The following is a 21,634-nucleotide window of genomic DNA, read 5'->3' as shown; positions in this document are numbered from 1 at the left end:
GGCTCACCTCCGAGGGAGCAAAGAAGAACGGTGCCATTCGAAAAAAGCGGGAAGCACGGCACGAAGAACACGGAAAGCTGATATTCCACCGCGCACCGTGCCGATGCGGACGAGTTCGTGCTGTGGGGCGTCCACGACCACCCGGACGGCGGCAACCGGCCGGTCTCCCGCCCGCATCGCGCTGCGCAGCGTCGTGGCGGACTCCATGTCCACCGCGATCGCGCCCGTGGCGAGCAGTTCGGCGCGTTCGTGTCCGCGGACGACATGGTCGGATCCGATGAGCCGGCCGGTGTGCACGGTGCGGCCGGGCACGGCCCGCCCCAGTTCCTTGACCAGCAGATCAGTGCCGACGCAGGACGTGTGGCCGTGTGCGTCGCGCGTCTCCTCGGCGACGACCAGGTCGCCGGGGTGCATGCCGGGGGCGAGCCCGGCGCAGAAACCGGTGGCCACGACGGCGGCGTGGCGCAGCGGTTCCTTGCCGAGCGCGCCGGTGACGGCGCGCTCGGCGTTCTTGGGGCCCATGCCCGTACGGAGCACGGTGACCCGTCCGTCCGCGCCCCCGCGGTCGCCCGTGCGCAGGGCGAGGCGCTCGATGCCGAGCGCGCAGGCGATCAGCAGCGGTGCGGGGCCCGGCACGGCCGGGGTCCGGTCCATCAGCCCCCCTTGGTGGAGAGGCCCGCGAACGGCTCCCCGTTGACGTACCGGCCAAGGGCGGTGAGCGGGAACACCTGCCGGTAGAGGTGGTAGTTGATGGAGAAGTCCCAGGGGAAACCGGTGCCGGTGAAGTACGGCTCGTCCCAGGAGCCGTCGTCCCGCTGCGTCTCGGCGAGCCAGGCGACGCCCCGCTCCACAGCCTTGGATTCCCGCTCCCCTGCGGCGAGCAGCGCGAGCAGCGCCCAGGCGGTCTGCGAGGCGGTGGAGGCGCCGTGGCCCCGCCACTCCTCGTAGCGGTAGGAGCGCAGGTCCTCGCCCCAGCCTCCGTCGTCGTTCTGCACCGACTCCAGCCAGCCGACGGCGCGGCGCAGCGCGGGGTGCGAGCCGGGCAGGCCCGCCGCGGTGAGCGCGGGCACCACGGACCCTGTCCCGTATACGTAGTTGACGCCCCAGCGGCCGAACCACGAGCCGTCCGGCTCCTGTTCGGCGAGCAGCCACTCGATGCCCCGCCGGGTGCGCGGGTGGTGTGCCTTGCCCTCGACGGCGAGCATCTCGACGACGTGTCCGGTGACGTCGGCGGACGGCGGGTCGATGACCTCGCCGAAGTCGCAGAACGGCAGCCGGTTGGGGAACGGGCTCGTGTTGTCGGCGTCGAAGGCGGCCCAGGCGCCGCCCCTGGACTGCATGCCAAGCGTCCAGCGCATGCCCCGCTCGATCGCGTTCTCCAGGCGCGGGCGGTCGGGGTGCTCCACGCGGCGCAGGGCCAGGATGACCTCGGCGGTGTCGTCGATGTCGGGGTAGTTGTCGTTGTGGAACTCGAACGCCCAGCCGCCGGGGGCGAGCTGTGGCCTGCGTACGGACCAGTCGCCGGGCCGCGCGATCTCCTCGGCGAGCATCCAGTCGGCCGCCTTGACGAGCTGCGGGTGGTCGGCGGGCACGCCCGCGTCGGCGAGCGCGATGGTCGCGAGGCAGGTGTCCCAGACCGGCGACTGACACGCCTCGATCATCCGGGAGCCGTCCTCGCGCCAGACCGCGAACCGGTCGAGCGATGCCAGGCCCGCCTTGAGGACCGGATGCTCCAGGTCGTAGCCGAGCAGATGCAGCGCGATCACGGAGTAGACGGCGGGCGGCTGGATGCCGCCCCAGCAGCCGTCGTTCTCCTGGCGTTCGATGATCCAGCGAGCGGCACTGTTCATCGCGGCCTTGCGCACCTTGCGCGGGGCGACCTTGTGGTAGAGGTGCAGCGCCTTGTCGAGCCGCTGGAATACGCCGTCCCAACTCCCCATGGGAGCAAGGGGCTTACCTGGGTTCGGTACGCGCGCGTCGCTGTGCAGCTCGTCAAGCGGGAAGGGTGCGGGCCGGACGGGGCGCTTGGCGGAGACGACCGTGAGCGGCACGATCGTCTGCCGTGCCCAGCACCCGAAGTCGTAGATGTTGAGGGGCAGCCACTTGGGGAAGTAGATGAGTTCCGGCGGCAGTTCGGGGAGGTCCTCCCACTTCCACCAGCCGAAGAGGGCGAGCCAGATGCGGGTGAAGACGCGGCTCGCCGCGATGCCGCCCTGGTCGCGGATCCAGGCGGAGGCCTTCGCCATGTGCGGGTCGTCGGGTGCGTCGCCCGCCAGCCGGAGCGCGACGTACGCCTCGACGGTGGTGGAGAGTTCGCCGGGGCCGCCGAAGAAGGTGGCCCAGGTCCCGTCATCTCGCTGCTCGCCGCGGATGAAGAGCGCGGCGGCGCGGGTGGTCTTCTCGTCCCGGATCCCCAGGAACTGACGGAGCAGCAGGTCCTCGGCGTCCATCGTCACGTTCGTTTCGAGGTCGCCCTTCCACCAGCCCTGGGCGTCCTGCTGTGCGAGCAGGAAATCGGTGGAGCGTTGTATGGCGCGCGCGGCGGCGTCACGTGGCCCTGCTGCCGTCGCGACGGTCTGGACAAGTGGCTGGCTGGCCGAGGTTGCGCGGGGCGTCACCGCTCCGGTGCTTCCGTCGGTCGTCGCTGTCATGGCTTCCCCTTCGTGCAGTCGTCTTCTCTGCTGTGGGTCCGCCGTCGGCCGACGCGCTGGGCGCCGGCCGGCGACTGCGAGTCCTATATCTGCTCGATAGTGATCATCTCTTTCGTACGACGACGAAGTCGGCGAGCGCGACGAGCTGCGCCCGCACCCGGTTGGGCATCTCGACGGTGTCGAGGGCTTCGATGGCGATGGTGTGCTGGCGCCGGGCCTCCTCGGCGGTCCACTCGCGGCCGCCCGCCTGCTCGATCAGGGCGGCGCGCGCGGCGAACTCCTCCTCGGAGAAGCTGTCGAAGTCATTGCTCTTGGCGTCGGCCGCGAGCAGCTCGCCGAGCTGCTCGGACGCAGGCCCGCCAGCGGCGAGCGCGGCCACGACGGGCAGCGACTTCTTGCGCTGGCGAAGATCGCTCCAGGGCCGCTTGCCGGTGGAATCCGGGTCTCCCCAGATGCCGAGCAGATCATCGACGGCCTGGAAGGCGAGGCCGAGGTGGTAGCCGTACTTCTCCAGGACGTCGGCGGTGCGGTCGTCGGCGCCGCCGAGGACCGCGCCGATGGAGACCGCGCAGGCGAGCAGGGCGCCGGTCTTGTTGCCCTCCATCTCCAGGCACTCCTCGACGGTGACCCGCTCGCGGTGCTCGTAGGAGATGTCCTGCGCCTGGCCGTCGATCAGAGCGCGGGTCGCGGTGGTCAGGCGGCGCGTGGCGCGGCCCGCCTCGACGGTGCCGATCTCCAGGAGGATCTCGTTGGCGAGCGCGAAGAGGGCGTCGCCGACGAGGATGGCCTGGGCCGGGCCGTGCACCTTCCACACCGTGTCGCGGTGGCGGCGCTGCTCGTCGCCGTCCATCAGATCGTCGTGCAGCAACGAGAAGTTGTGCACCAGTTCGACGGCGACAGCTCCGGGTACGCCGACTTCCGGCGCGGCGCCGGCCGCCTCCGCGGAGAGCAGGGCGAGGGCGGGGCGCACGGCCTTGCCGCCGTCGCCGTCCGACGGGTTGCCCTCGGCGTCGATCCAGCCGAAGTGGTAGGCGGCGACGGTGTTCATGGGCGGCGCGAGGCGGTCCACGGCGGACCGCAGCACCGGGGTGGCCAGCGTCCTTCCGCGCTCGAGCAGTGAGGTCACGTCCACCGTGTCGGCAGCCGATTCGGCCGAGGGCACAGTCGGCACAGTCTCTCCTCTTGTTCCGGTACTGGTTGTTCCGGTGCTGGTTCTCTGGGGACCTGACCCCAGAAGGGCTGGCTTCACGCGGCCTCCTCGACGCTGAAGAGGTGATCACGTGGGCGGTCGAGTGCGGAGAGAGCGGCCCCGGCGGCGCTGATGCCACTGCGGACGGCGCTCTCCATGGTCGCGGGCCACCCGGTGGCGGTCCACGCCCCGGCCAGGTACAGGCCGGGGGCCTTGGTGCGAGCACCGGGCCGCAGCCGGCCCACACCGGGAGTCGGCGCGAACGTCGCGGTGCGCTCCCGGGTCACGAAGAAGTCCCGTACTTCGGCGCCGTGCGCGGCCGGCAGCAGCCGCTCCAGCTCCGGCAGATAGCGCTCGCGCAGCGCGGCGACGGGGGCGTCGATCTCGTCCTGGGCGGCGGACTGGGACAGCGCGATGTACTGGCCCTCGGTGAGCCCGGAGGCGTCGGTCCGGTCGAAGACCCACTGCACCGGTGAGCCGATGGCCGCGAAGAAGGGCCGCTTGAGCACCTTGCGGTCGTAGACGACGTGGATGTTGAGGATCGGCGCGGTGTCGATGTCGAGCAGCCGGTCGGGCTCGTCCAGGGCGCCGTCCGGGAGCAGGTCGTGGGTCTCGTGCTGCGGCACGGCGAGCACGACGGTCTCCGCCTCGATCTCCTCACCGGGAACTTCGACCTTCCAACCGCCGTTCCCCGTACGGGAGATAGAGGTGACGCGTGTCCTCAGTTCGGTTCGTACGCCCGCGGAGTCGAGCGCCTTGCGGGCGAGGGTGTCATGGAGATCACCGAGGGGCACGTGCGCCCAGCCGATGTCGGCGGCGCCCGGTTCGGAGAGCAGCCCGGTCTTGAAGACCATCGCGGCGAGCCCCAGCGAGGAGTCCCCCGCGACGGCGTTGAGCGTGGCCACACCGACGAGGTCCCACAGGGCCTCGACGGCTCGCGCCGACTGACCGCGTGCGGCGAGCCAGCTGCCGAAATCCTGGCCGTCCAGCTTGGGGTCGGCCGGGTCGAGCCCTTTGAGGGCGAGCGCGGCGCGCCCCACGTTGGCGCGCTCCGCGAGCGACAGATGCGGGTACGTGGCGAGGCTCGCCGCCAGGTGCAGCGGGACGGGCAGCGCGGTGCGGCGAAGTCGGCCGAGCCGGTTCCGGTCGGCGTCGAGCACGGGCACGTCGAGACGTTCCTGCAACGGTGCGAGGGCCGCTCCGTCGACGCGGTCCAGGAACCATCGGTAGGCGGTGCAGCAGCGCAGATAGACGTGCTGGCCGTTGTCCACGGTCAGGTCGCCGCGCTTGAAGGAGAACGCGAGCCCACCGAGGCGCGGCCGCCCTTCGAGCAGCGTCACGCGCAGCCCCGCGTCGGCGAGGGACAGCGCCGCGGTGATTCCGGCGAGGCCGCCGCCGACCACCACGGCGGCCCCCCGGCCCGCGTTGTCGTCGGCATCCGCGGCCGATCGCTTGCCGTCGTCGCTCATGCTCTTTCCCCCTCGGCGGTTGCAGTCTGGGACGCCGGGGCGGACCGGAGGGTTGCCCGCCGGTTGCAGGGGGCTGCCCTACGTTCACCGCATTCGCCGCGGATGCCCATCAAGTACGCCTCCTGACGGTCTGTCGGGAGATGGTGCGCGCATCGAGCCCGGAGAGACCGCGCACGGCGACATACGCCTTTTCGCGGCCCGGCAGCGAGACACGGCCACGCAGGACCGCCTCCGGCTCCCGCTCGATGCGGTCGAGAAGCCGCCGGTAGATGCCCGCCATGGCGGCGACACAGGCCCCGCTGCGCCGGTCGAGCATGGGAAGCAGGCGGTACCCCTCGGCGAACAGCGCCCGCGCCCTGCGCACCTCGAAGTGCACGAGCCCGGCGAAGTCGGAACCAGCGGGCGGCTGTGAGCCCGAGAACCCGGCGGAGCAGCCGAACTTGGCGAGATCGTCGGCGGGCAGGTACGTACGGCCGCCCTGCGCGTCCTCGCGGACGTCACGGAGGATGTTGGTGAGTTGGAGCGCGAGGCCGAGCGTGTCGGCATACTCCGGCGCGCGCTCGGCATTGAGCGCTCCCCGTTCCGTACCGAACACGCCGAGCGAGAGCCGCCCGATGGCTCCCGCCACGCACCGGCAGTAGACCTTCAGGTCCTCCCACGTCTCGTACGTCTCACCGCGGACGTCCATCAGGACCCCGTCGATCAGCTCGTCGAGCCCGCCGAGCGGGATGGGGAAGCGTGTCGCGGCGTGCGCGAGTGCCACGGCCACCGGGTCGGTGTCGTCCTCGTCCACCTTGCCCGCGCGGATCCGGGCAAGGAGGGCCCGGGTCTCGTCGAGGCGGTCGGCCTTGACGTCCGGCGCGAGCGCGCCGTCGCCGATGTCGTCCACGCGCCGCGAGAGGGCGTAGAGCGCCGACATCGCGCGGCGCTTGGGCAGCGGAAGCAGCCTGATGCCGTACGCGAAATTGCGTGCCTGCTGCCCTGTGACGGCCTCGCAGTAGCTGTATGCGGCGAGTACCGGCGCGGACACGTTCGGGCCTGACTCCACGGTCCGGCTCACCCCTCTCCTCGCAGGACCGCCCCCACCTCGCGCAGCAAACGCGGTTTGGTGGGCTTCGGCGGTCCAGGAAGTACGTCGTATCCGGCGGCGACGATCGCGGAGACCGCCGCCCTCCCCCCAGCCACGAAACCTGCAAGCAGCACCTTCAGCCTGCCGTGGACGCTACCCACCAGGGGGGTGCCTTCATTCAGGAGGCAGCGGGCGCGTTCTGCTTCATATGCAACCAGTGCGCGCACCGACGCGCCTGCTGTCGGTGCGGCCAGATCCCGCTCCTGGACATGGAAGCGCTTCATGTCCTCGGCGGGCAGGTAGATGCGGCCCTGGCCAAGGTCCTCGGCGACGTCCTGGAGGTGCTCGACGATCTGGAGGGCGGTGCACACCGCGTCCGAGCGGCGGATCCGCTCCGGCGTCGCGGTGCCGGTGATGCCGAGGACGAGGCGGCCCACGGGGTTCGCGGACAGCTCGCAGTAGGCCAGAAGGTCGTCGTAGGTCTCGTAGCGCGCGACGAGCTGGTCCTGGCGGTTGGCCTCGATCAGGCCGAGGAAGGGTTCGGGGGTGAGGCGACAGCGGCGCACGGTGGGCTGGAGGGCCCGCATCAGCGGGTGCCGCGGAGTGGAGTCGAAGACGCGGTGCAGGTCGGCCTCGAAGGCGTCAAGAAGGGCGAGCCTGTCATCCGCGGCCTCGGGGTCCACACCGAGGTAGCGGGCGTCGGCGCCGCCGGGGGCCAGGTCGCCGTCGCCGATGTCGTCGACGAGGCGGGCGTAGCCGTACACGGCCATGAGGTCGTCGCGCCAGGCGCGGGGCAGGAAGAAGGGCGCCACGGGGAAGTTCTCGTCCGCGGCCTTCGCGAGGACGGCGGATGCGTCGCGCAGCTGGAGATCATCCGTAGCCATTGCCGTCACATCTCCCGTTCTACACTGCCGACCCAATACATCCCATTTCGGACACGCCGCCCGGCCCGCCGCGAGGCGGACCGTGCCATGAGCCTGGGCGCCGCGCGATATCGCCCCACTTGCCGCGAATCAGCACCGGTACAGCTTACGTTGTACAACGCGGCATGCATCGTCGGGGTGTTCCACGCATCACAACAACACACCGATTGGCGTCAAACTTCCCTGGGCCCAAGGGACTTGAGGCAACCAAAGGGGCAGTCGAGGAAGCAGGACGCGGCAGGGCCCCGCCGGGTTGACTCCGGCGGGGCCCTGGCGCGTCCGGGCGTACGGCGGGGCTATTTGCCCGTGAACTTCTCGTACTCCTTGATGACCTCGTCGGTCGGCCCGTCCATGCGCAGCTCACCGCGTTCCAGCCACAGCACGCGGTCACAGGTGTCACGGATGGACTTGTTGTTGTGGCTGACGAGGAAGACCGTGCCGGCCTCCTTGCGGAGCTCGCGGATGCGGGCCTCGGAGCGCTTCTGGAACTTCCGGTCGCCCGTCGCGAGCGCCTCGTCGATCATCAGTACGTCGTGGTCCTTGGCGGCCGCGATGGAGAAGCGCAGGCGGGCCGCCATGCCCGACGAGTAGGTGCGCATCGGCAGGGTGATGAAGTCGCCCTTCTCGTTGATGCCCGAGAAATCGACGATCTCCTGGTAGCGCTCCCTGATCTGCTCGCGTGTCATGCCCATCGCGAGCCCGCCGAGTATGACGTTGCGCTCGCCCGTCAGGTCGTTCATCAGGGCCGCGTTCACGCCGAGCAGCGAGGGCTGGCCGTCGGTGTAGACCTTGCCCTTCTCGGCCGGGAGCAGGCCCGCGATGGCACGGAGCAGGGTCGACTTGCCGGAGCCGTTCGAGCCGATCAGGCCGATGGCCTCGCCGCGGTAGGAGGTGAAGCTGACGCCGCGCACGGCGTGCACCTTGCGTACGCCCCGCTCCTCGCCGCGCCTGATGATGCGGCTCAGTGCGGAGGTGGCGCTGCCCTTGCCCGTCTTCGCGCCGTTCACGCGGTAGACGATGTGCAGCTCGTCGGCGATGACGGTGGGGATGTGCGTCTTGTCGACGCCTGTGTCGTCAGCCACGGCCGTAGCGCTCCTCAGCCTTCCAAAAGTACACGAAGCCGCCGACGGCGACCAGCAGGGCCCAGCCCGCGGCGATCGCCCAGGTCCAGTAACCCAACGGGAGGTAGTCCAGGCCGTACCCGTCGATCAGCGCGAAACGCATCAGGTCCATGTAGATGGCCGCCGGGTTCCACTGCAGGATGTCGGCGATCCACGCCGGCTTGCCCTCGAGCATGACCGGGATGGAGAACATCACGCCGGACGCGTACATCCACGTACGCATCACGAACGGCATCAGCTGCGCGAGGTCGGGGGTCTTGCTGCCGAGCCTTGCCATGATCATCGCGAGGCCGGTGTTGAACAGGAACTGCAGGGCCAGGGCCGGGACGATGAGGAGCCACGACAGCTTGGGGTAGCTGCCGAAGCCGATCGTGATCACGAAGAGCACGATCATCGAGAACAGCAGCTGCTGGAGCTGCTGCAGCGAGAACGAGATCGGCAGCGAGGCCCGCGGGAAGTGCAGCGCACGCACCAGGCCGAGGTTGCCCGCGATCGCCCGGACACCCGCCATCACCGAGGACTGCGTGAAGGTGAAGACGAAGACACCGGTGACCAGGAACGGGATGTAGACCTCGCGCTCGAAACCCCGGTCCGCTTCCAGGATCAGACCGAAGATCAGGAAGTAGACGAGCGCGTTCAGGAGCGGCGTCGCCACCTGCCACAGCTGGCCGAGCTTGGCCTGGCTGTACTGGGCGGTCAGCTTCGCCTGCGAGAAGGCGAGGATGAAGTGGCGCCGTCCCCAGAGCTGGTGGACGTACTCGAAAAGTCCGGGCCGTGCGCCGCTGACGGTCAGACCGTACTTGGCGGCGAGATCGGCCCGGGAGAGCCCGTCATCGGGCGACGGAGTCGACGGAGATGCTGTCACCGTGACTCCGCCGTCATGCGTTGTCTCACTCACGAGTGGAAACTTTCGTCTTCAGATGCGCAGCCGGTCGGGCGTAGGCGTGGGCCAGGGACCGGGGTATGGCCCAGATGTTCTCAGACCCGAGCTTGTCAGATGACAGGAGGTCGGCCCAGTCGGGTCAGGCGCCACACCGTACGCCACTTCATCGGTTTGCGAGGTCCGCAGGGCGTCGTCCAGCCCTCCTTGAACCCGCCGAACCAGGCCTTGAGCGCGGGGCCCGAGGGCTTCCTGGCCAGGGTCAGGAGCATCCACACCCCGAGGTAGACCGGGACCAGGAGCGCGGGCAGATTCCGGCGGGCCAGCCAGACTCGGTTGCGCGCGACCATCCGGTGGTAGACCGCGTGCCGCGAGGGGGCGGTCGTGGGGTGGAAGAGCACCATGTCGGCGCGGTAGTCGATCATCCAGCCCGCGTTCAGGGCACGCCAGGCGAGGTCGGTCTCCTCGTGGGCGTAGAAGAACTCGTCGGGAAGACCGCCGACCTCGGCCATGACCTGCGTACGGACGGCGTTGGCGCCGCCGAGGAAGGTCGTCACGCGCGAGGAGCGCATCGGGTCGGCCGCGCGCAGGCGCGGGACGTGGCGGCGCTGGGTCTCGCCGGTGTCCGGGTCGGCGATGCGGAAGCTGATGATGCCGAGCTTCGGGTCGGCGGCGAAGGCCTCGCGGCACAGCTGGGCCGTGTCCGTGTTGGCCAGGAGGCCGTCGTCGTCGAGGAAGAGGAGTACGTCGACGTCGGTGCCGCCGGGGCCGAAGGCCTCGATGCCGACGTTGCGGCCGCCCGGGATGCCGAGGTTCTCGGGCAGCTCGACGGTGCGTACGCCATCGGGGACCTCGGGCACGGGAGCGCCGTTGCCGACGACCACCACCTCCACCGGGTCGCCGTCCTGCTTGGCGACCGAGTCGAGCAGGGCGCGCAGCTCCTGCGGCCGGTTGCCCATGGTGATGATGACCGCGCCGACCTTCAGGGGCCGGCTCCCCGCCGCACTCACTTCAGCCTGCTGGAAGCGAGGATGGACACGAGGTGCAGCAGGGTCTGGAGGAGTGCGATACCCGCGAGTACGGCGACGCCGATCCGCGAGAAGAGCAGGTCGCCCCGTACCGAGTCCACGATCGCGAGGACCAGGATCAACAGGGACGCCTCGATGCCGAGCACGAGCCGGTGGAACTTGAGCGCGCCCGCTGCCCTGCGGGCCAGGGCCATGCCGGAGGAGCGCGGCTCGGAAGCCGACTCCTTGACCGGGGCCAGGCCCTGCTGGTGACGGGCGACACCGACGAGGTCGGTCTCCGCCTTGATCAGGATGGCGCCGAGCGCGGCGAGCGTGCCGAGGAAGGCCCACAGCCAGTCGATGCGGCCCGAGCCCCACAGGTCGGCGGCGCGCAGGCCGAAGCCGACGAGGACCGCGGCGTCGCACAGGTAGGCGGCGACACGGTCCAGGTAGACCCCGGCCATGGAGTACTGCTTGCGCCAGCGTGCGATCTCGCCGTCGACGCAGTCGAGCAGGAGATACAGCTGGACCATGATCACACCGAGCACGGCTCCCGTGATCCCCGGCACCAGAAGCGCCGGGGCGGCGAGGGCGCCGGCCACGGTCATCAGATACGTGAGCTGGTTGGGCGTGATCCTGGTGTTCACCAGGTAGCGGTCGCAGCGCAGCGAGATCTCTCGCATGTACAGGCGTCCCGCCCAGTGCTCACCGCTGCGCCGGTCCTTCACCCCTGCGGGGTGAACGACGGGGCGGAGTTCAGCTACCGATGGCCTTGGCATAGTCGGCGTATGCGTCCTTGATCTGGTCGGAATTCAGATTGAGGTGCTCGAGGATCGTGTAGCGCCCGGGGCGCGTCTGCGGGGCGTACTCCACGACCTGGACGAACTCGTCCACGGTGAAGCCGATCTCCTCCGGCGTCACGGGGAGGCCGTGCCTGCGCAGCACCTCCACCATGTACAGCGACTCCTCGCGCGCTCCACGAAGGAACATCGCGAAGGCCGCGCCCAGGCCGCACTGCTCGCCGTGGCTTGCGGCGCGCTTGGGGAAGAGGAGGTCGAAGGCGTGGTTGATCTCGTGGCAGGCGCCGGACGCCGGGCGGGAGTCGCCCGACACGGACATCGCGATGCCGGTGAGGACCAGCCCCTCCGCGAGGACCTGAAGGAAGGCGTCGTCGCCGACGCCGCCGGGGTGACGCAGGACCGCTTCGCCCGCCTGGCGCGCCATCGCGGCCGCGAGGCCGTCGATGTCCTCGCCGCGCTCACGGGCGGCGAGCTCCCAGTCCGCGATCGCGGAGATGTTGGACAGGGCGTCGCCGATGCCGGAGCGCACGAACCGTACGGGGGCCTCACGGATCACGTCGAGGTCGATGACGACCGCGATGGGGTTCGGCACTCCGTACGAACCGCGGCCCGCGTCGTTGTCGAGCGTGGCGACCGGCGAGCACAGGCCGTCGTGCGACAGGTTCGTCGCGACGGCGACCAGCGGCGCGCCGACCCGCGCGGCGGCGAACTTGGCACAGTCGATGATCTTGCCGCCGCCGAGGCCCACGACCGCGTCGTAGCGGCCCTTCTTGATGGCGTCGGCGAGCTTGATGGCGTCATCGAGCGTGCCACCGCCCACCTCGAACCACTCGGCGGTGGGCAGCTGCGGTTCGAGCCGCTGACGGAGCACCGCGCCGGAGCCGCCGCTGATCGCGATGGCGAGCTTGCCGGTGGACGAGCAGATCCGCTGGTCCGCGAGGACACCGGCCAGGTCGTTGAGCGCCCCCGGCCGGATGTCCACGACGACCGGCGAGGGGATGAGCCTCGTCAGTACTGGCACGCGATCTCCCGCCCCTTGGCGAGGTCGTCGTGGTTGTCGATCTCGACCCACTTGACGTCGCCGATCGGCTCCACGTCGACCTTGAAGCCGCGGTTGACGAGCTCCTGGTAGCCGTCCTCGTAGTACAGGTCGGGGTCGCGCTCGAAGGTGGTCTTCAGGGCGTCGGCCAGCTGGTCGGCGGCGTCGCCCTCGATGAGCGTGACACCGATGTACTCACCGGTGGCGGTCGCGGGGTCCATCAGCTTGGTGATCTTCTGGACGCCCTTCTCGGGGTCCACGATGACCTTCATCTCCTCGTCGGCGAGGTTCTTCACCGTGTCGAGGGCAAGGATGATCTTCTTGCCGTCGCCGCGGGCGGCGAGCAGCGTCTTCTCGACGGAGACGGGGTGCACGGTGTCACCGTTGGCGAGGATCACCGTGTGCTTGATCGCGTCACGACCGCACCAGAGGGAGTAGGCGTTGTTCCACTCCTCGGCCTTGTCGTTGTCGATCAGCGTGAGCTTGAGGCCGTACTTCTCCTCGAGCGCCGCCTTGCGGTCGTAGACCGCTTCCTTCTTGTAGCCGACGATGATCGCGACCTCGGTCAAGCCGATCTCCGCGAAGTTGCCGAGGGTCAGGTCGAGGATGGTGGTGTCACCGTCGACCGGCACCAGGGCCTTGGGAAGCGTGTCGGTGTAGGGGCGAAGACGCCGTCCGGCGCCGGCCGCCAGCACAAGGCCGATCATGCGGGTTCTCCTTCATCGTGTACGGCGGGTGCTCCACGTTTGTGAGCGGTCACCCAGAAGCGGATGCTCTCGACGAGCACCACGAGTGCCACGGCCACGGCGAGTGCCGTGAGCGCGACGGTGAAATCTGTGTCGGCGAGCAGCGTGGCGGCGAGAGCGACCGCAAGCGTCCTGCCCTCGTGCCCGCCGATCGCCCGCACCAGCCAGTGCGGCGGCGCGCCCGCGTCGCCGCGAATGCGGTACACCGTGTCGTAGTGATGGTAGGCGACAGCGGACACCAGGCCGAAAGCCGCGGGCAAGGCGCCGTTCACGTCAGCGTTGGCGGCGAGCAGCAGGATCGTGCCGTACTCCGCCGCGCGGAAGAACGGCGGGACGAGCCAGTCGAGGGCGCCCTTGAGGGGGCGGGCGACGGCGAGGCCCGAAGTGATGACGTAGATCACCGCGGCGACGACGACCCACGGGCTGCCGTACGACGTGAGACCCGCCACGCACGCGATCGCGGCGCCGCCGATGAAGGCGAGGACCGGCGCGGGCACGGCCGGGCCGCGGAGCCCGAGTGCGGCGAAGGCGGACGCGAGCGGTCCGGTGTCGGCGAGGTCCGCGAGTGCCTGTGCGGCGCGGTCGGTGCGGGTGGCCCTGCGGGTCAGTGAGCGCAGGACGCGGCCCGCCGTGGTGTAGCAGGCGGCGAGGCCGCAGCCGATGAGCAGCACGATCAGGGTGATGCGCGGGGTGGTCACGGCGGTGAGCACGGCGATCAGTGCCCAGCGCTCGCCGATCGGAAGGACGATCATGCGACGCAGCCAGACCGTCCAGCCGACGCTGTCGAGCTTGTCCGAAAGGGCCGCAGTGGGGCTGGTGTTGGCGGTCGCGTCGTGGTTCGCCTCGTTGAAGGAGAAGTCCACGACGTGCCGACAGGTCTGGAGCACCATCGCGCCGAGTGCGAGCGCCCATACGTCGTCACCGCCGCGGGCGGCTCCGAGCGCGAGGCCCGCGTAGTAGGCGTACTCCTTGGCGCGGTCGAAGGTCGCGTCGAGCCAGGCGCCCAGCGTCGAGTACTGCAGGGAGTAGCGGGCGAGCTGCCCGTCCGTGCAGTCGAGTACGAAGGAGAAGAGGAGCAGGAGGCCGGCCGCGACGAAGCCGCCGCGGGTGCCGGTGGCCGCGCAGCCCGCCGCGATCAGGGCGACGAGCAGCGAGGCGGTGGTGACCTGGTTCGGGGTGAGGCCGCGGCGCGCGCACCAGCGGGCGAGGTAACGCGAGTAAGGGGAGATGCAGTACGTCGTGAAGAAGCCGTCGCGCGACTTGACCGCGGTCCGCAGGCGTACGGCTTCGTCGTCCACGGCGGCGACGGCCTGGCGTGCCTCGTTCCGCGTCTGCGGATCGCTGGGCACGGTGGCGACGAGGGTGCCGAGGTCGGGGCGGTGCAGCGCGCGGCCTTCGGCTTCGATCGCCTCGGCCACGTGGTCCGCGAGCGCTTCGACGGCCAGGGTGGAGCCGCCGCCGTTGCCGGAGCCCGTGGTGGCCCGCAGCGCACGCGTCAGGTCGGCGCGGGCCTCGGGCTGCGCGGTGACGGCGCCGGGGACGGCCGACGCGGGGAAGCGCGGGTCCGTCAGGCCGAGGCGCAGCGCGTGGACGTGGCCGACGAAGCGCGCGTCGACGATCGCGACCCGCTGCCCGGCGGGGGCGGCGGCGAGCAGCGTCTCGGTGTCCGCCGCGTCGGAGGCGACCCGGACGTCAAACCCCAGGGACCGCAGATCGCCTTCGAGCGGCGACCCGGGGACCGGCTGACCGGTCAGGATGGCGGTCGACAGACGAACTCACTCCTTGATTGCCGGCGCGGCTCGCGCCGGGCACGTGCGTGATGAGGGGCGCCCCTGGCCGGCAGCGGCCGGGCGGCACGTCGGCAGAGGCTATCGGATGATGGGAAGCGGGCGTTCACCGCCCGTTTACGGCCCGATAAGCATGGCCTGGGAGGGCCGGTGCCAACGCGATCATCATGGTCGATCGGAGGCGGCGCCCACAAACCGCGCTTCATGTGACCGGCACAAACGACATAAAGTCGACGCCCATGACATGGATGATCACAGGTGGAGCGGGTTATATCGGGGCACATGTGGCACGGGCGATGGCCGGTGCCGGGGAGCGGGTCGTCGTCCTCGACGACGTCTCGGCCGGGGTGCCGGAGCGGCTCCCCGCGGACATCCCTCTCATTAGGGGCTCATCGCTCGACGGCGAGCTGCTGCGGCGGGTGTTCGCCGAGCACGAGGTGACGGGTGTGGTGCATCTCGCGGCCCGCAAGCAGGTCGGCGAATCCGTGGAGCAGCCGCTGCGCTACTACCGCGAGAACGTCGGCGGCCTGGTGACGCTGCTCGAAGCGGTGGCCGAGGCCGGCATCAAGCGCTTCGTCTTCTCCTCGTCGGCCGCGGTGTACGGCAACCCGCCCGACGTGGACCTGGTGACGGAGAACACCCCGTGCGTGCCGATCAACCCCTACGGCGAGACGAAGCTCGCCGGGGAGTGGCTGGTGCGGGCCGCCGGGCGGGCGCACGGCATCGCGACCGTGTGCCTGCGCTACTTCAACGTGGCGGGCGCGGTCACACCCGAGCTCGCGGACACCGGGGTCTACAACGTGATCCCGATGGTCTTCGACCGGCTCACCCGCGACGAGGCGCCGCGGATCTTCGGTGACGACCACCCGACGCCGGACGGCACCTGCGTCCGCGACTACATCCACGTCGCCGATCTCGCCGACGCCCACCTCGCGGCGGCCCGCCGCGTCGAGGCGCACCCCGAGGGCGACCTGACGGTGAACATCGGCCGCGGCGAGGGTGTTTCCGTACGCGAACTCGTCACGCTCATCGGCGAGATCTCCGGCGACGCCCGTCCGGCGCTCGTCGAGCCGCGCCGCGAGGGCGACGCCCCGCGCGCCGTCGCGGACGCGGGCCTGGCCGCCGAGAAGCTGGGCTGGAAGGCGCGGCGGACAGTACGCGAGATGGTCGAATCCGCGTGGGCGGGCTGGTGCCTCCACCACCCCGAGGCGCGCCGCCCCTGATCATGGCAGCGCTCTGACCTGCGATCATTTCCGCAGGTCAGAGCATATGACAACGGTGTTCAGTGCCGTGTTGCCGTATACCCCCCACCCGTAGTTCACTGTGATCGCGACAGACACGCGACCAGGGAACAGAAGACCGATACCGAGCACACGGAGGCGGCTTCCATGGGGGCTGGGCACGACCACGGACATACACACGGGGGGACGGCGACGTCGGCGTACCGAGGGCGGCTGCGCGTCGCGCTCTCGATCACGATCACCGTCATGGTGGTCGAGATCGTCGGCGGCATCATGGCGGATTCGCTCGCGCTCATCGCGGACGCGACGCACATGGCGACGGACGCACTGGGCCTCGGCATGGCACTGCTCGCGATCCAGTTCGCGAACCGCCCCGCGACTCAGAATCGCACCTTCGGCTACGCCCGCGCCGAGATCCTCGCCGCGCTGGCCAACTGTCTGCTGCTGCTCGGCGTCGGCGGCTACGTCCTGTACGAGGCGATCCAGCGGTTCATCACGCCCGCCGACACCGAGGGCGGACTGACCATCGTCTTCGGCGTCATCGGCCTGGTGGCGAACATGATCTCCCTCTCGCTCCTGATGCGCGGTCAGAAGGACAGCCTGAACGTGCGCGGCGCCTTCCTGGAGGTCCTCGCCGACGCGCTGGGCTCCGTGGCGGTGCTCGTCGCGGCGGTGCTGATCCTGACGACCGGCTGGCAGGCGGCGGACCCGATCGCCTCGCTCGTCATCGGCCTCATGATCGTCCCACGTACGGTGAAACTGCTCCGGGAGACCCTGAACGTGCTCCTGGAGTCCGCACCGAAGGGCGTCGACATGGCCGAGGTCCGCTCGCACATACTGGATCTGCCGGGCGTCGAGGACGTCCACGACCTGCACGCCTGGACCATCACTTCGGGGATGCCGGTCCTCTCCGCACACGTGGTCGTCAGCACCGAGACGCTGAACGCGATCGGCCACGAAAAGATGCTGCACGAACTACAGGGATGCCTGGGCGACCACTTCGACGTCGAGCACTGCACCTTCCAGTTGGAGCCGGTCGGCCACGCGGAGCACGAGGCGAAGCTCTGCCACTGACACCGGTGAGGGTGGCTTCCGGTGGTTCCTTGCCGGTAGGGCCGGTCGCGTACGGCAGACTTGAGGCTCGAAGCCCGAAGCGAAGGATGCGTATGCCGATCACACCTGCCACCGCGGCGAACAGCTCGTCGAACGGCACCGGAGAAGCGATCTTGCTGGAACTCGTCGACGAGGACGGCAGGACGATCGGCACAGCGGAGAAACTCTCCGCGCATCAGGCGCCCGGGCAGCTGCACCGGGCGTTCTCCGTCTTCCTCTTCGACGAGCAGGGGCGGCTGCTGCTTCAGCAGCGCGCCCTGGGCAAGTACCACTCCCCCGGCGTCTGGTCGAACACCTGCTGCGGCCACCCGTACCCGGGCGAGGCGCCGTTCGCGGCCGCCGCGCGCCGGACGTACGAGGAGCTGGGCGTCTCGCCCTCCCTGCTCGCTGAGGCGGGCACGGTGCGCTACAACCACCCGGACCCCGACTCGGGCCTGGTGGAGCAGGAGTTCAACCACCTCTTCGTGGGGATGGTCCAGTCGCCGCTGCGGCCCGACCCGTCCGAGGTCGGCGAGACCGCGTTCGTGACGGCCGCGGAGCTGGCCGAGCGGCATGCCAAGGGGCCGTTCTCCGCGTGGTTCATGACCGTCCTTGACGCGGCGCGGCCCGCGATCCGGGAGCTGACGGGGCCTTCCGCCGGCTGGTGAGCACCGGCGGGTGAGTCAACTCCCCGCCGGGGAGGATCCGTTGGGTTTCAGGGGCAGGGCCGCCCAGATGACCTTGCCCCCGCTCGCGGTGTGTGCGACGTCGCAGGCGCCGCCCGCCTCCTGGGTGATCTCGCGGACGAGGAGAAGGCCGCGGCCACCGGTCTGGCCGTGGTCGGCCACCAGGGCGGTCGGGCGGTAGGGGTGGTCGTCCTCCACGGAGACCCGCACCCACTCGGCACCGACCGCGACCTCCACCGCGAGCATCGGCGAGAGCAGGGCCGCGTGCCGCACCGCGTTGGTGACCAGTTCGGAGACGATCAGGAGCAGGCCCTGGACCAGGTCGTCCGAGACGGGCACGCCTTGCCGGGCGAGCAGGTCACGCACCGCGTGCCGCGCCTGGGGCACCGAGGCGTCCACGGCGGCGGCTGTGAACCGCCATACGCCTTCATACGGCACCTCTCCGGTCTCCCGAGGGAGTGGACCGGGCCCCCTCCCGTCGCCGTCCATCGTCCGGTCGCCGCCCTCGCGCTCGATTGTCACCACACATCGAGTGTTGGGAATGCCCTGGTCCGTACCGTAGGACTGACCAGAAGTCAGCGACTATCGACGACACTTGACCATTGGTGCCCGGTCGCGTCGGTGGCGTGACCGTTCCTGTCCTCACGGTTTCGCTTTTAAGCGTTCTTCGGGTTGTACGGGTTGTCCGGGCCGTTCGCGTCGGCCGGGCCGCCCGGCTCGTCCGGCGGCCGGTCCTCCGCGACCATGCTCACGATCCGGCGCCCGCCCAGGCCCGTGGCGAGCAGGCCGAGGCCGTCGAAGAGCAGCGCGAGCGAGAAGAAGCAGCCGATCACGTACTGGCTGCTGCTGGGCCAGTTGGCGAGCACCAGGATGCCGAGCAGCAGCCCGAAGGCGCCCTGCACGAGCGTCCAGCCGAACTGCGGGCCGCGCACCACCAGGCTGCCGACAAGACGGAAGACACCACCGGTCAGGAAGAGCAGCGCGGCGAACATCGTCAGCGCCTCCGCCGCCACTTCCGGCCTGCGGATGATCACGACACCGGCGGCGAGGTTCAGGGCCGCCACGACCACGCCGAGCCAGAAGAAGTTCGTGCCGCGCGACTGCACCGCGTGCAGCAGGCCCACACAGCCGCCGATCAGGAGCAGCCAGCCGAAGAGGAACATGGAGGTGAGGGTGGCGACACCCGTGTAGACGAGGCCGACGATCCCCGCAAGCGCGAGGATCACGCCCAGCAGGGCAAGCCAGCCAAGGCTGCGGTTGAGCTGCTTGGCGCACTGGGCCTGGGGTGCGGCGGCCTTGGCGCGGTTGGATCGGGCCATCAGCGTCTCCGTCCTGCTTCCCCCGCTGCGCAGAGTTCTCAGGGCCACCCCTTCTTGATCGTACGTTCGAGTAGTGTGGATAGCATCCTGCGCATGGAGCCGCAGCTGAGGCAGGCCGTCACCCACGGCGTCGCCACCGTCGTCATCGACCATCCGGCGAAGCGCAACGCCATGACGGCGGACATGTGGCGTCAGGTGCCGCCGCTGCTCGCCGGGCTCGCCGCGGATCCGGCCGTGCGGGCGGTCGTACTGACCGGAGAGGGCGGGACCTTCTGCGCGGGCGCCGACATCTCCTCGCTGCGGGAGTCGCCCGGCGAGGCGCAGGAGCTGGCGGTGCGGGCCGAGGAGGCGCTCGCGGCCTTCCCCAAGCCGACGCTGGCCGCGGTGCGCGGCTACTGCGTGGGCGGCGGAAGCCAGCTGGCGGCGGCCTGCGATCTGCGGTTCGCGGACGAGGGCGCCCTGTTCGGGATCACCCCGGCGAAGCTGGGGATCGTCTATCCGTCGTCGTCGACGCGGCGCCTGGTGTCGCTGGTGGGGCCCGCGTCCGCCAAGTACCTTTTGTTCTCGGGCGAGTTGATCGACGCGGAGCGTGCGCTGCGCACCGGTCTTGTGGACGAGGTGCTGCCCGCGGGCGAACTGGACAAGCGGGTCGCGGAGTTCACCGCCGTCCTGGCCTCACGTTCGCAGCTGACCCAGGCCGCGGCCAAGGAGTTCGCTGCCGGGCGCCTGGACCGGGATGCCCACTGGGCCGAGCAGGCACGTGCGGGCGGCGACACCGCCGAGGGGGTCGCCGCCTTCCTGGAGCGCCGGACGCCGCGCTTCACCTGGACGCCCGGGGGCGGCACCCCTACTGGCTGAAGCGGCTGCCCGCGCGGAACTTCTCGACGAGGTGCGCGGGCGCCTTCCGCGGCGAACCGGCGTCGTAGGGCGGCTGCGGGTCGTACTCCGTCAGGAGCTGCACGGTCTGTGCCTGCTCCTCGCCCGCGATCCGGCCGATCAGGGCGAGCCCCATGTCGATGCCGGAGGAGACCCCGGCCGCCGTGACGTACTTGCCGTCGAACACCACCCGCTCCCCCGTCGACTCCGCGCCGAACCGCTCAAGCTCCGCGAGGGCGAGCCAGTGCGAGGTGGCGCGGCGCCCCTTGAGCAGCCCGGCGGCGGCGAGCAGGAGGGATCCGGTGCACACGGACGTCGTCCAGGTGCTGGTGGCGTCGGCGGACCGCAGCCAGCCGAGGAGCGCCTCGTCCGCCATGTGGTCGCTCTGCCCCGGGCCGCCGGGGACGACGAGGATGTCGGGGTCCGGTACGTCGGCGAAGGCGCGGTCGGCGACGAGCGCGAGGGAGCCGTTGTCGTTGCGCACCAGGCCGGGGCGCTGGGCCACGAAGACGGTCTCGGCGCCGGGCATGCGGCTGAGCGTCTCGTAAGGACCGACCGCGTCCAGCGAGGTGAACCGTTCGAACAGGGCGATGGCGATCTGCATGGAATGCCTATCCGTTGAGGGCGGGGGCCGGCTGAGGGGCGAGACGGGTGAGAGGGGCGTGGAAGCGCCGCCGGTACTCGGCCGGCGCCGCGCCGAGGGTCTTGACGAAGGCCCGGCGCATCGCCTCCGGGGTGCCGTAACCGCAGGCCCGCGAGACTTCTTCCACCCCGTGGGAGGTCTCCTCCAGGAGGCGGCGCGCATGCTCGACGCGTACGCGCTCGACGTACTTGCCCGGGGTCATCCCCGTCTCCGTCTGGAACGCGCGGGCGAAGTGCCGCGGTGAGAGCCGGGCGCGGGCGGCGAGCGACTCGACGCAGAGGTTCTCGTCCGGGTGCTCGGTGATCCACTGCTGGACCTCGCGCAGGGGCTCGCGCTGGGCGGTCTGCGCGGCGAGCTGGGCGCTGAACTGCGCCTGGTTCCCCGGGCGCCGCAGGAAGACGACGAGATAGCGGGCGACCATGAGCGCCTCGTCCCGGCTCAGATCCTCCTCGACGAGGGCCAGGGCCAGGTCGATGCCGGCGGTCACGCCCGCGGACGTCGCGACATGGCCGTCGCGGACGAAGATCGGGTCGGGGTCGACCTCGATGGCGGGGTGGTCACGGGCGAGCTGGGCGCAGTACGCCCAGTGCGTCGCCACCCGGCGGCCGTCCAGGAGCCCGGCCTCGGCGAACAGGATGGCGCCGGTGCAGACCGAGACCAGGCGCTGCGCGCGCGGGGCGTTCGTGCGGAGCCAGTCGATCAGGCGGGGATCGGCCTCACGGCTGCCGATGCCGCCGGGGACGAGCAGGGTGTGCGGCACGGGGGCGTCGGCGAGCGAGGAGTCCGGTACGAGCGTGAGCCCGCTGGAGGTGCGTACGGGAGCGCCGTCCAGGGACGCGGTGTGGATGCGGTACGCCGGTACGTCGCCGCCGCGGCAGGCGGCGGCGCCCGCGAAGACCTCCACCGGCCCCGTGACATCGAGACTCTGGACCCCGTCGAAGAGGACGACCAGGACAGTTCGCTGCTCCATGCCCTGATTCTTGGCCCCGCGCGGGGTGGCCGCAATGACGAATGGCCCACTTTTCCTGCCATCCACGGAGGGCGGCACAAGGGCGGTCCGGCCGCGCGTACGCCCCGGGCTTCACGTCATACCAAC

General features: G+C 70.5%; 21 protein-coding genes. 4 read left to right on the top strand and 17 right to left on the bottom strand.

From position 1 onward, the window contains the following. Nucleotides 1–3 precede the first annotated feature (3 nt). From E5671_RS38285 to E5671_RS38225, 13 genes are all read right to left on the bottom strand, one after another. Nucleotides 4–654 carry a phosphorylase family protein gene (locus E5671_RS38285; protein ID WP_160508741.1) on the bottom strand — a complete coding sequence of 217 codons (651 nt, stop codon included), beginning with the start codon at nucleotides 652–654 and terminating at the stop codon, nucleotides 4–6. Continuing rightward, on the bottom strand, nucleotides 654–2,651 hold the full coding sequence (shc, locus tag E5671_RS38280; protein ID WP_160508740.1) for a squalene--hopene cyclase: 1,998 nt from the start codon (nucleotides 2,649–2,651) through the stop codon (nucleotides 654–656). The genes E5671_RS38285 and shc overlap by 1 nt, the downstream gene beginning before the upstream one ends. A gap of 103 nt (nucleotides 2,652–2,754) precedes the next feature. Next, the gene (locus E5671_RS38275) at nucleotides 2,755–3,900 is read right to left on the bottom strand and encodes a polyprenyl synthetase family protein (RefSeq protein ID WP_443032758.1); all 1,146 of its coding nucleotides are present in this window, start codon (nucleotides 3,898–3,900) and stop codon (nucleotides 2,755–2,757) included. Then, nucleotides 3,897–5,309: a hydroxysqualene dehydroxylase HpnE gene (gene hpnE, locus E5671_RS38270; protein ID WP_160508738.1), complete on the bottom strand. Its 1,413-nt coding sequence runs from the start codon at nucleotides 5,307–5,309 to the stop codon at nucleotides 3,897–3,899. The genes E5671_RS38275 and hpnE overlap by 4 nt, the downstream gene beginning before the upstream one ends. Before the next feature lie 109 nt (nucleotides 5,310–5,418). Then, complete coding sequence (gene hpnD / locus E5671_RS38265; protein WP_160508736.1) at nucleotides 5,419–6,369, bottom strand: presqualene diphosphate synthase HpnD; 951 nt, start codon at nucleotides 6,367–6,369, stop codon at nucleotides 5,419–5,421. Beyond that, nucleotides 6,366–7,262 carry a squalene synthase HpnC gene (gene hpnC, locus E5671_RS38260; RefSeq protein ID WP_160508734.1) on the bottom strand — a complete coding sequence of 299 codons (897 nt, stop codon included), beginning with the start codon at nucleotides 7,260–7,262 and terminating at the stop codon, nucleotides 6,366–6,368. Before hpnC ends, hpnD begins: the two co-directional genes overlap by 4 nt. Before the next feature lie 335 nt (nucleotides 7,263–7,597). Further along, nucleotides 7,598–8,383 (bottom strand): ATP-binding cassette domain-containing protein, encoded by a 786-nt coding sequence (locus E5671_RS38255; RefSeq protein WP_160508732.1) that lies wholly within the window; start codon nucleotides 8,381–8,383, stop codon nucleotides 7,598–7,600. Continuing rightward, complete coding sequence (locus E5671_RS38250) at nucleotides 8,376–9,320, bottom strand: ABC transporter permease (RefSeq protein ID WP_160508730.1); 945 nt, start codon at nucleotides 9,318–9,320, stop codon at nucleotides 8,376–8,378. The genes E5671_RS38255 and E5671_RS38250 overlap by 8 nt, the downstream gene beginning before the upstream one ends. A 95-nt stretch (nucleotides 9,321–9,415) precedes the next feature. Continuing rightward, on the bottom strand, nucleotides 9,416–10,261 hold the full coding sequence (locus E5671_RS38245) for a glycosyltransferase family 2 protein (protein ID WP_160510676.1): 846 nt from the start codon (nucleotides 10,259–10,261) through the stop codon (nucleotides 9,416–9,418). Between the two features lie 47 nt (nucleotides 10,262–10,308). Further along, nucleotides 10,309–11,088, bottom strand: a complete 780-nt coding sequence (locus E5671_RS38240; RefSeq protein WP_160508728.1) for a CDP-alcohol phosphatidyltransferase family protein — start codon at nucleotides 11,086–11,088, stop codon at nucleotides 10,309–10,311. Further along, on the bottom strand, nucleotides 11,066–12,130 hold the full coding sequence (locus E5671_RS38235; protein ID WP_160508726.1) for an iron-containing alcohol dehydrogenase: 1,065 nt from the start codon (nucleotides 12,128–12,130) through the stop codon (nucleotides 11,066–11,068). Before E5671_RS38235 ends, E5671_RS38240 begins: the two co-directional genes overlap by 23 nt. Continuing rightward, nucleotides 12,118–12,855, bottom strand: a complete 738-nt coding sequence (locus E5671_RS38230; protein WP_160508724.1) for a phosphocholine cytidylyltransferase family protein — start codon at nucleotides 12,853–12,855, stop codon at nucleotides 12,118–12,120. Before E5671_RS38230 ends, E5671_RS38235 begins: the two co-directional genes overlap by 13 nt. After that, on the bottom strand, nucleotides 12,852–14,663 hold the full coding sequence (locus E5671_RS38225; protein WP_160510675.1) for a DUF5941 domain-containing protein: 1,812 nt from the start codon (nucleotides 14,661–14,663) through the stop codon (nucleotides 12,852–12,854). The genes E5671_RS38230 and E5671_RS38225 overlap by 4 nt, the downstream gene beginning before the upstream one ends. A gap of 257 nt (nucleotides 14,664–14,920) precedes the next feature. On the opposite strand from E5671_RS38225, the gene galE reads away from it, so the two are divergent. From galE to idi, 3 genes are all read left to right on the top strand, one after another. Further along, nucleotides 14,921–15,904 (top strand): UDP-glucose 4-epimerase GalE, encoded by a 984-nt coding sequence (galE, locus tag E5671_RS38220; protein ID WP_160508722.1) that lies wholly within the window; start codon nucleotides 14,921–14,923, stop codon nucleotides 15,902–15,904. Between the two features lie 165 nt (nucleotides 15,905–16,069). Beyond that, the gene (locus E5671_RS38215) at nucleotides 16,070–16,996 is read left to right on the top strand and encodes a cation diffusion facilitator family transporter (protein WP_160508720.1); all 927 of its coding nucleotides are present in this window, start codon (nucleotides 16,070–16,072) and stop codon (nucleotides 16,994–16,996) included. Between the two features lie 92 nt (nucleotides 16,997–17,088). After that, nucleotides 17,089–17,682, top strand: a complete 594-nt coding sequence (gene idi / locus E5671_RS38210) for an isopentenyl-diphosphate Delta-isomerase (protein WP_160508718.1) — start codon at nucleotides 17,089–17,091, stop codon at nucleotides 17,680–17,682. 15 nt (nucleotides 17,683–17,697) lie between these two features. Here idi and E5671_RS38205 read toward each other — a convergent pair whose 3' ends face one another. Both E5671_RS38205 and E5671_RS38200 read right to left on the bottom strand, forming a co-directional pair. Continuing rightward, the gene (locus E5671_RS38205) at nucleotides 17,698–18,189 is read right to left on the bottom strand and encodes an ATP-binding protein (protein ID WP_160510674.1); all 492 of its coding nucleotides are present in this window, start codon (nucleotides 18,187–18,189) and stop codon (nucleotides 17,698–17,700) included. Nucleotides 18,190–18,356: 167 nt separating this feature from the next. Further along, nucleotides 18,357–19,019, bottom strand: coding sequence for an HdeD family acid-resistance protein (locus tag E5671_RS38200; RefSeq protein WP_160508715.1), 663 nt, complete (start codon nucleotides 19,017–19,019; stop codon nucleotides 18,357–18,359). A 93-nt stretch (nucleotides 19,020–19,112) separates the two neighbouring features. Between E5671_RS38200 and E5671_RS38195 the strand changes: the two genes are divergently transcribed. Beyond that, nucleotides 19,113–19,877: an enoyl-CoA hydratase/isomerase family protein gene (locus tag E5671_RS38195; protein WP_160508714.1), complete on the top strand. Its 765-nt coding sequence runs from the start codon at nucleotides 19,113–19,115 to the stop codon at nucleotides 19,875–19,877. On the opposite strand, the gene E5671_RS38190 is transcribed toward E5671_RS38195, so the two are convergent. Together E5671_RS38190 and E5671_RS38185 are read right to left on the bottom strand one after the other, a co-directional pair. Beyond that, complete coding sequence (locus E5671_RS38190) at nucleotides 19,867–20,499, bottom strand: DJ-1/PfpI family protein (RefSeq protein ID WP_160508712.1); 633 nt, start codon at nucleotides 20,497–20,499, stop codon at nucleotides 19,867–19,869. The two genes, E5671_RS38195 and E5671_RS38190, sit on opposite strands and share 11 nt — an antisense overlap. Before the next feature lie 7 nt (nucleotides 20,500–20,506). After that, the gene (locus E5671_RS38185) at nucleotides 20,507–21,508 is read right to left on the bottom strand and encodes a GlxA family transcriptional regulator (protein WP_160508710.1); all 1,002 of its coding nucleotides are present in this window, start codon (nucleotides 21,506–21,508) and stop codon (nucleotides 20,507–20,509) included. Nucleotides 21,509–21,634: the final 126 nt, after the last annotated feature.

The organism is Streptomyces sp. BA2 (genome assembly GCF_009769735.1).
Lineage (GTDB): Bacteria > Actinomycetota > Actinomycetes > Streptomycetales > Streptomycetaceae > Streptomyces.
Note: the sequence above shows the minus strand (reverse complement) of the source record. Positions and strands in the feature narration are given on the sequence as shown.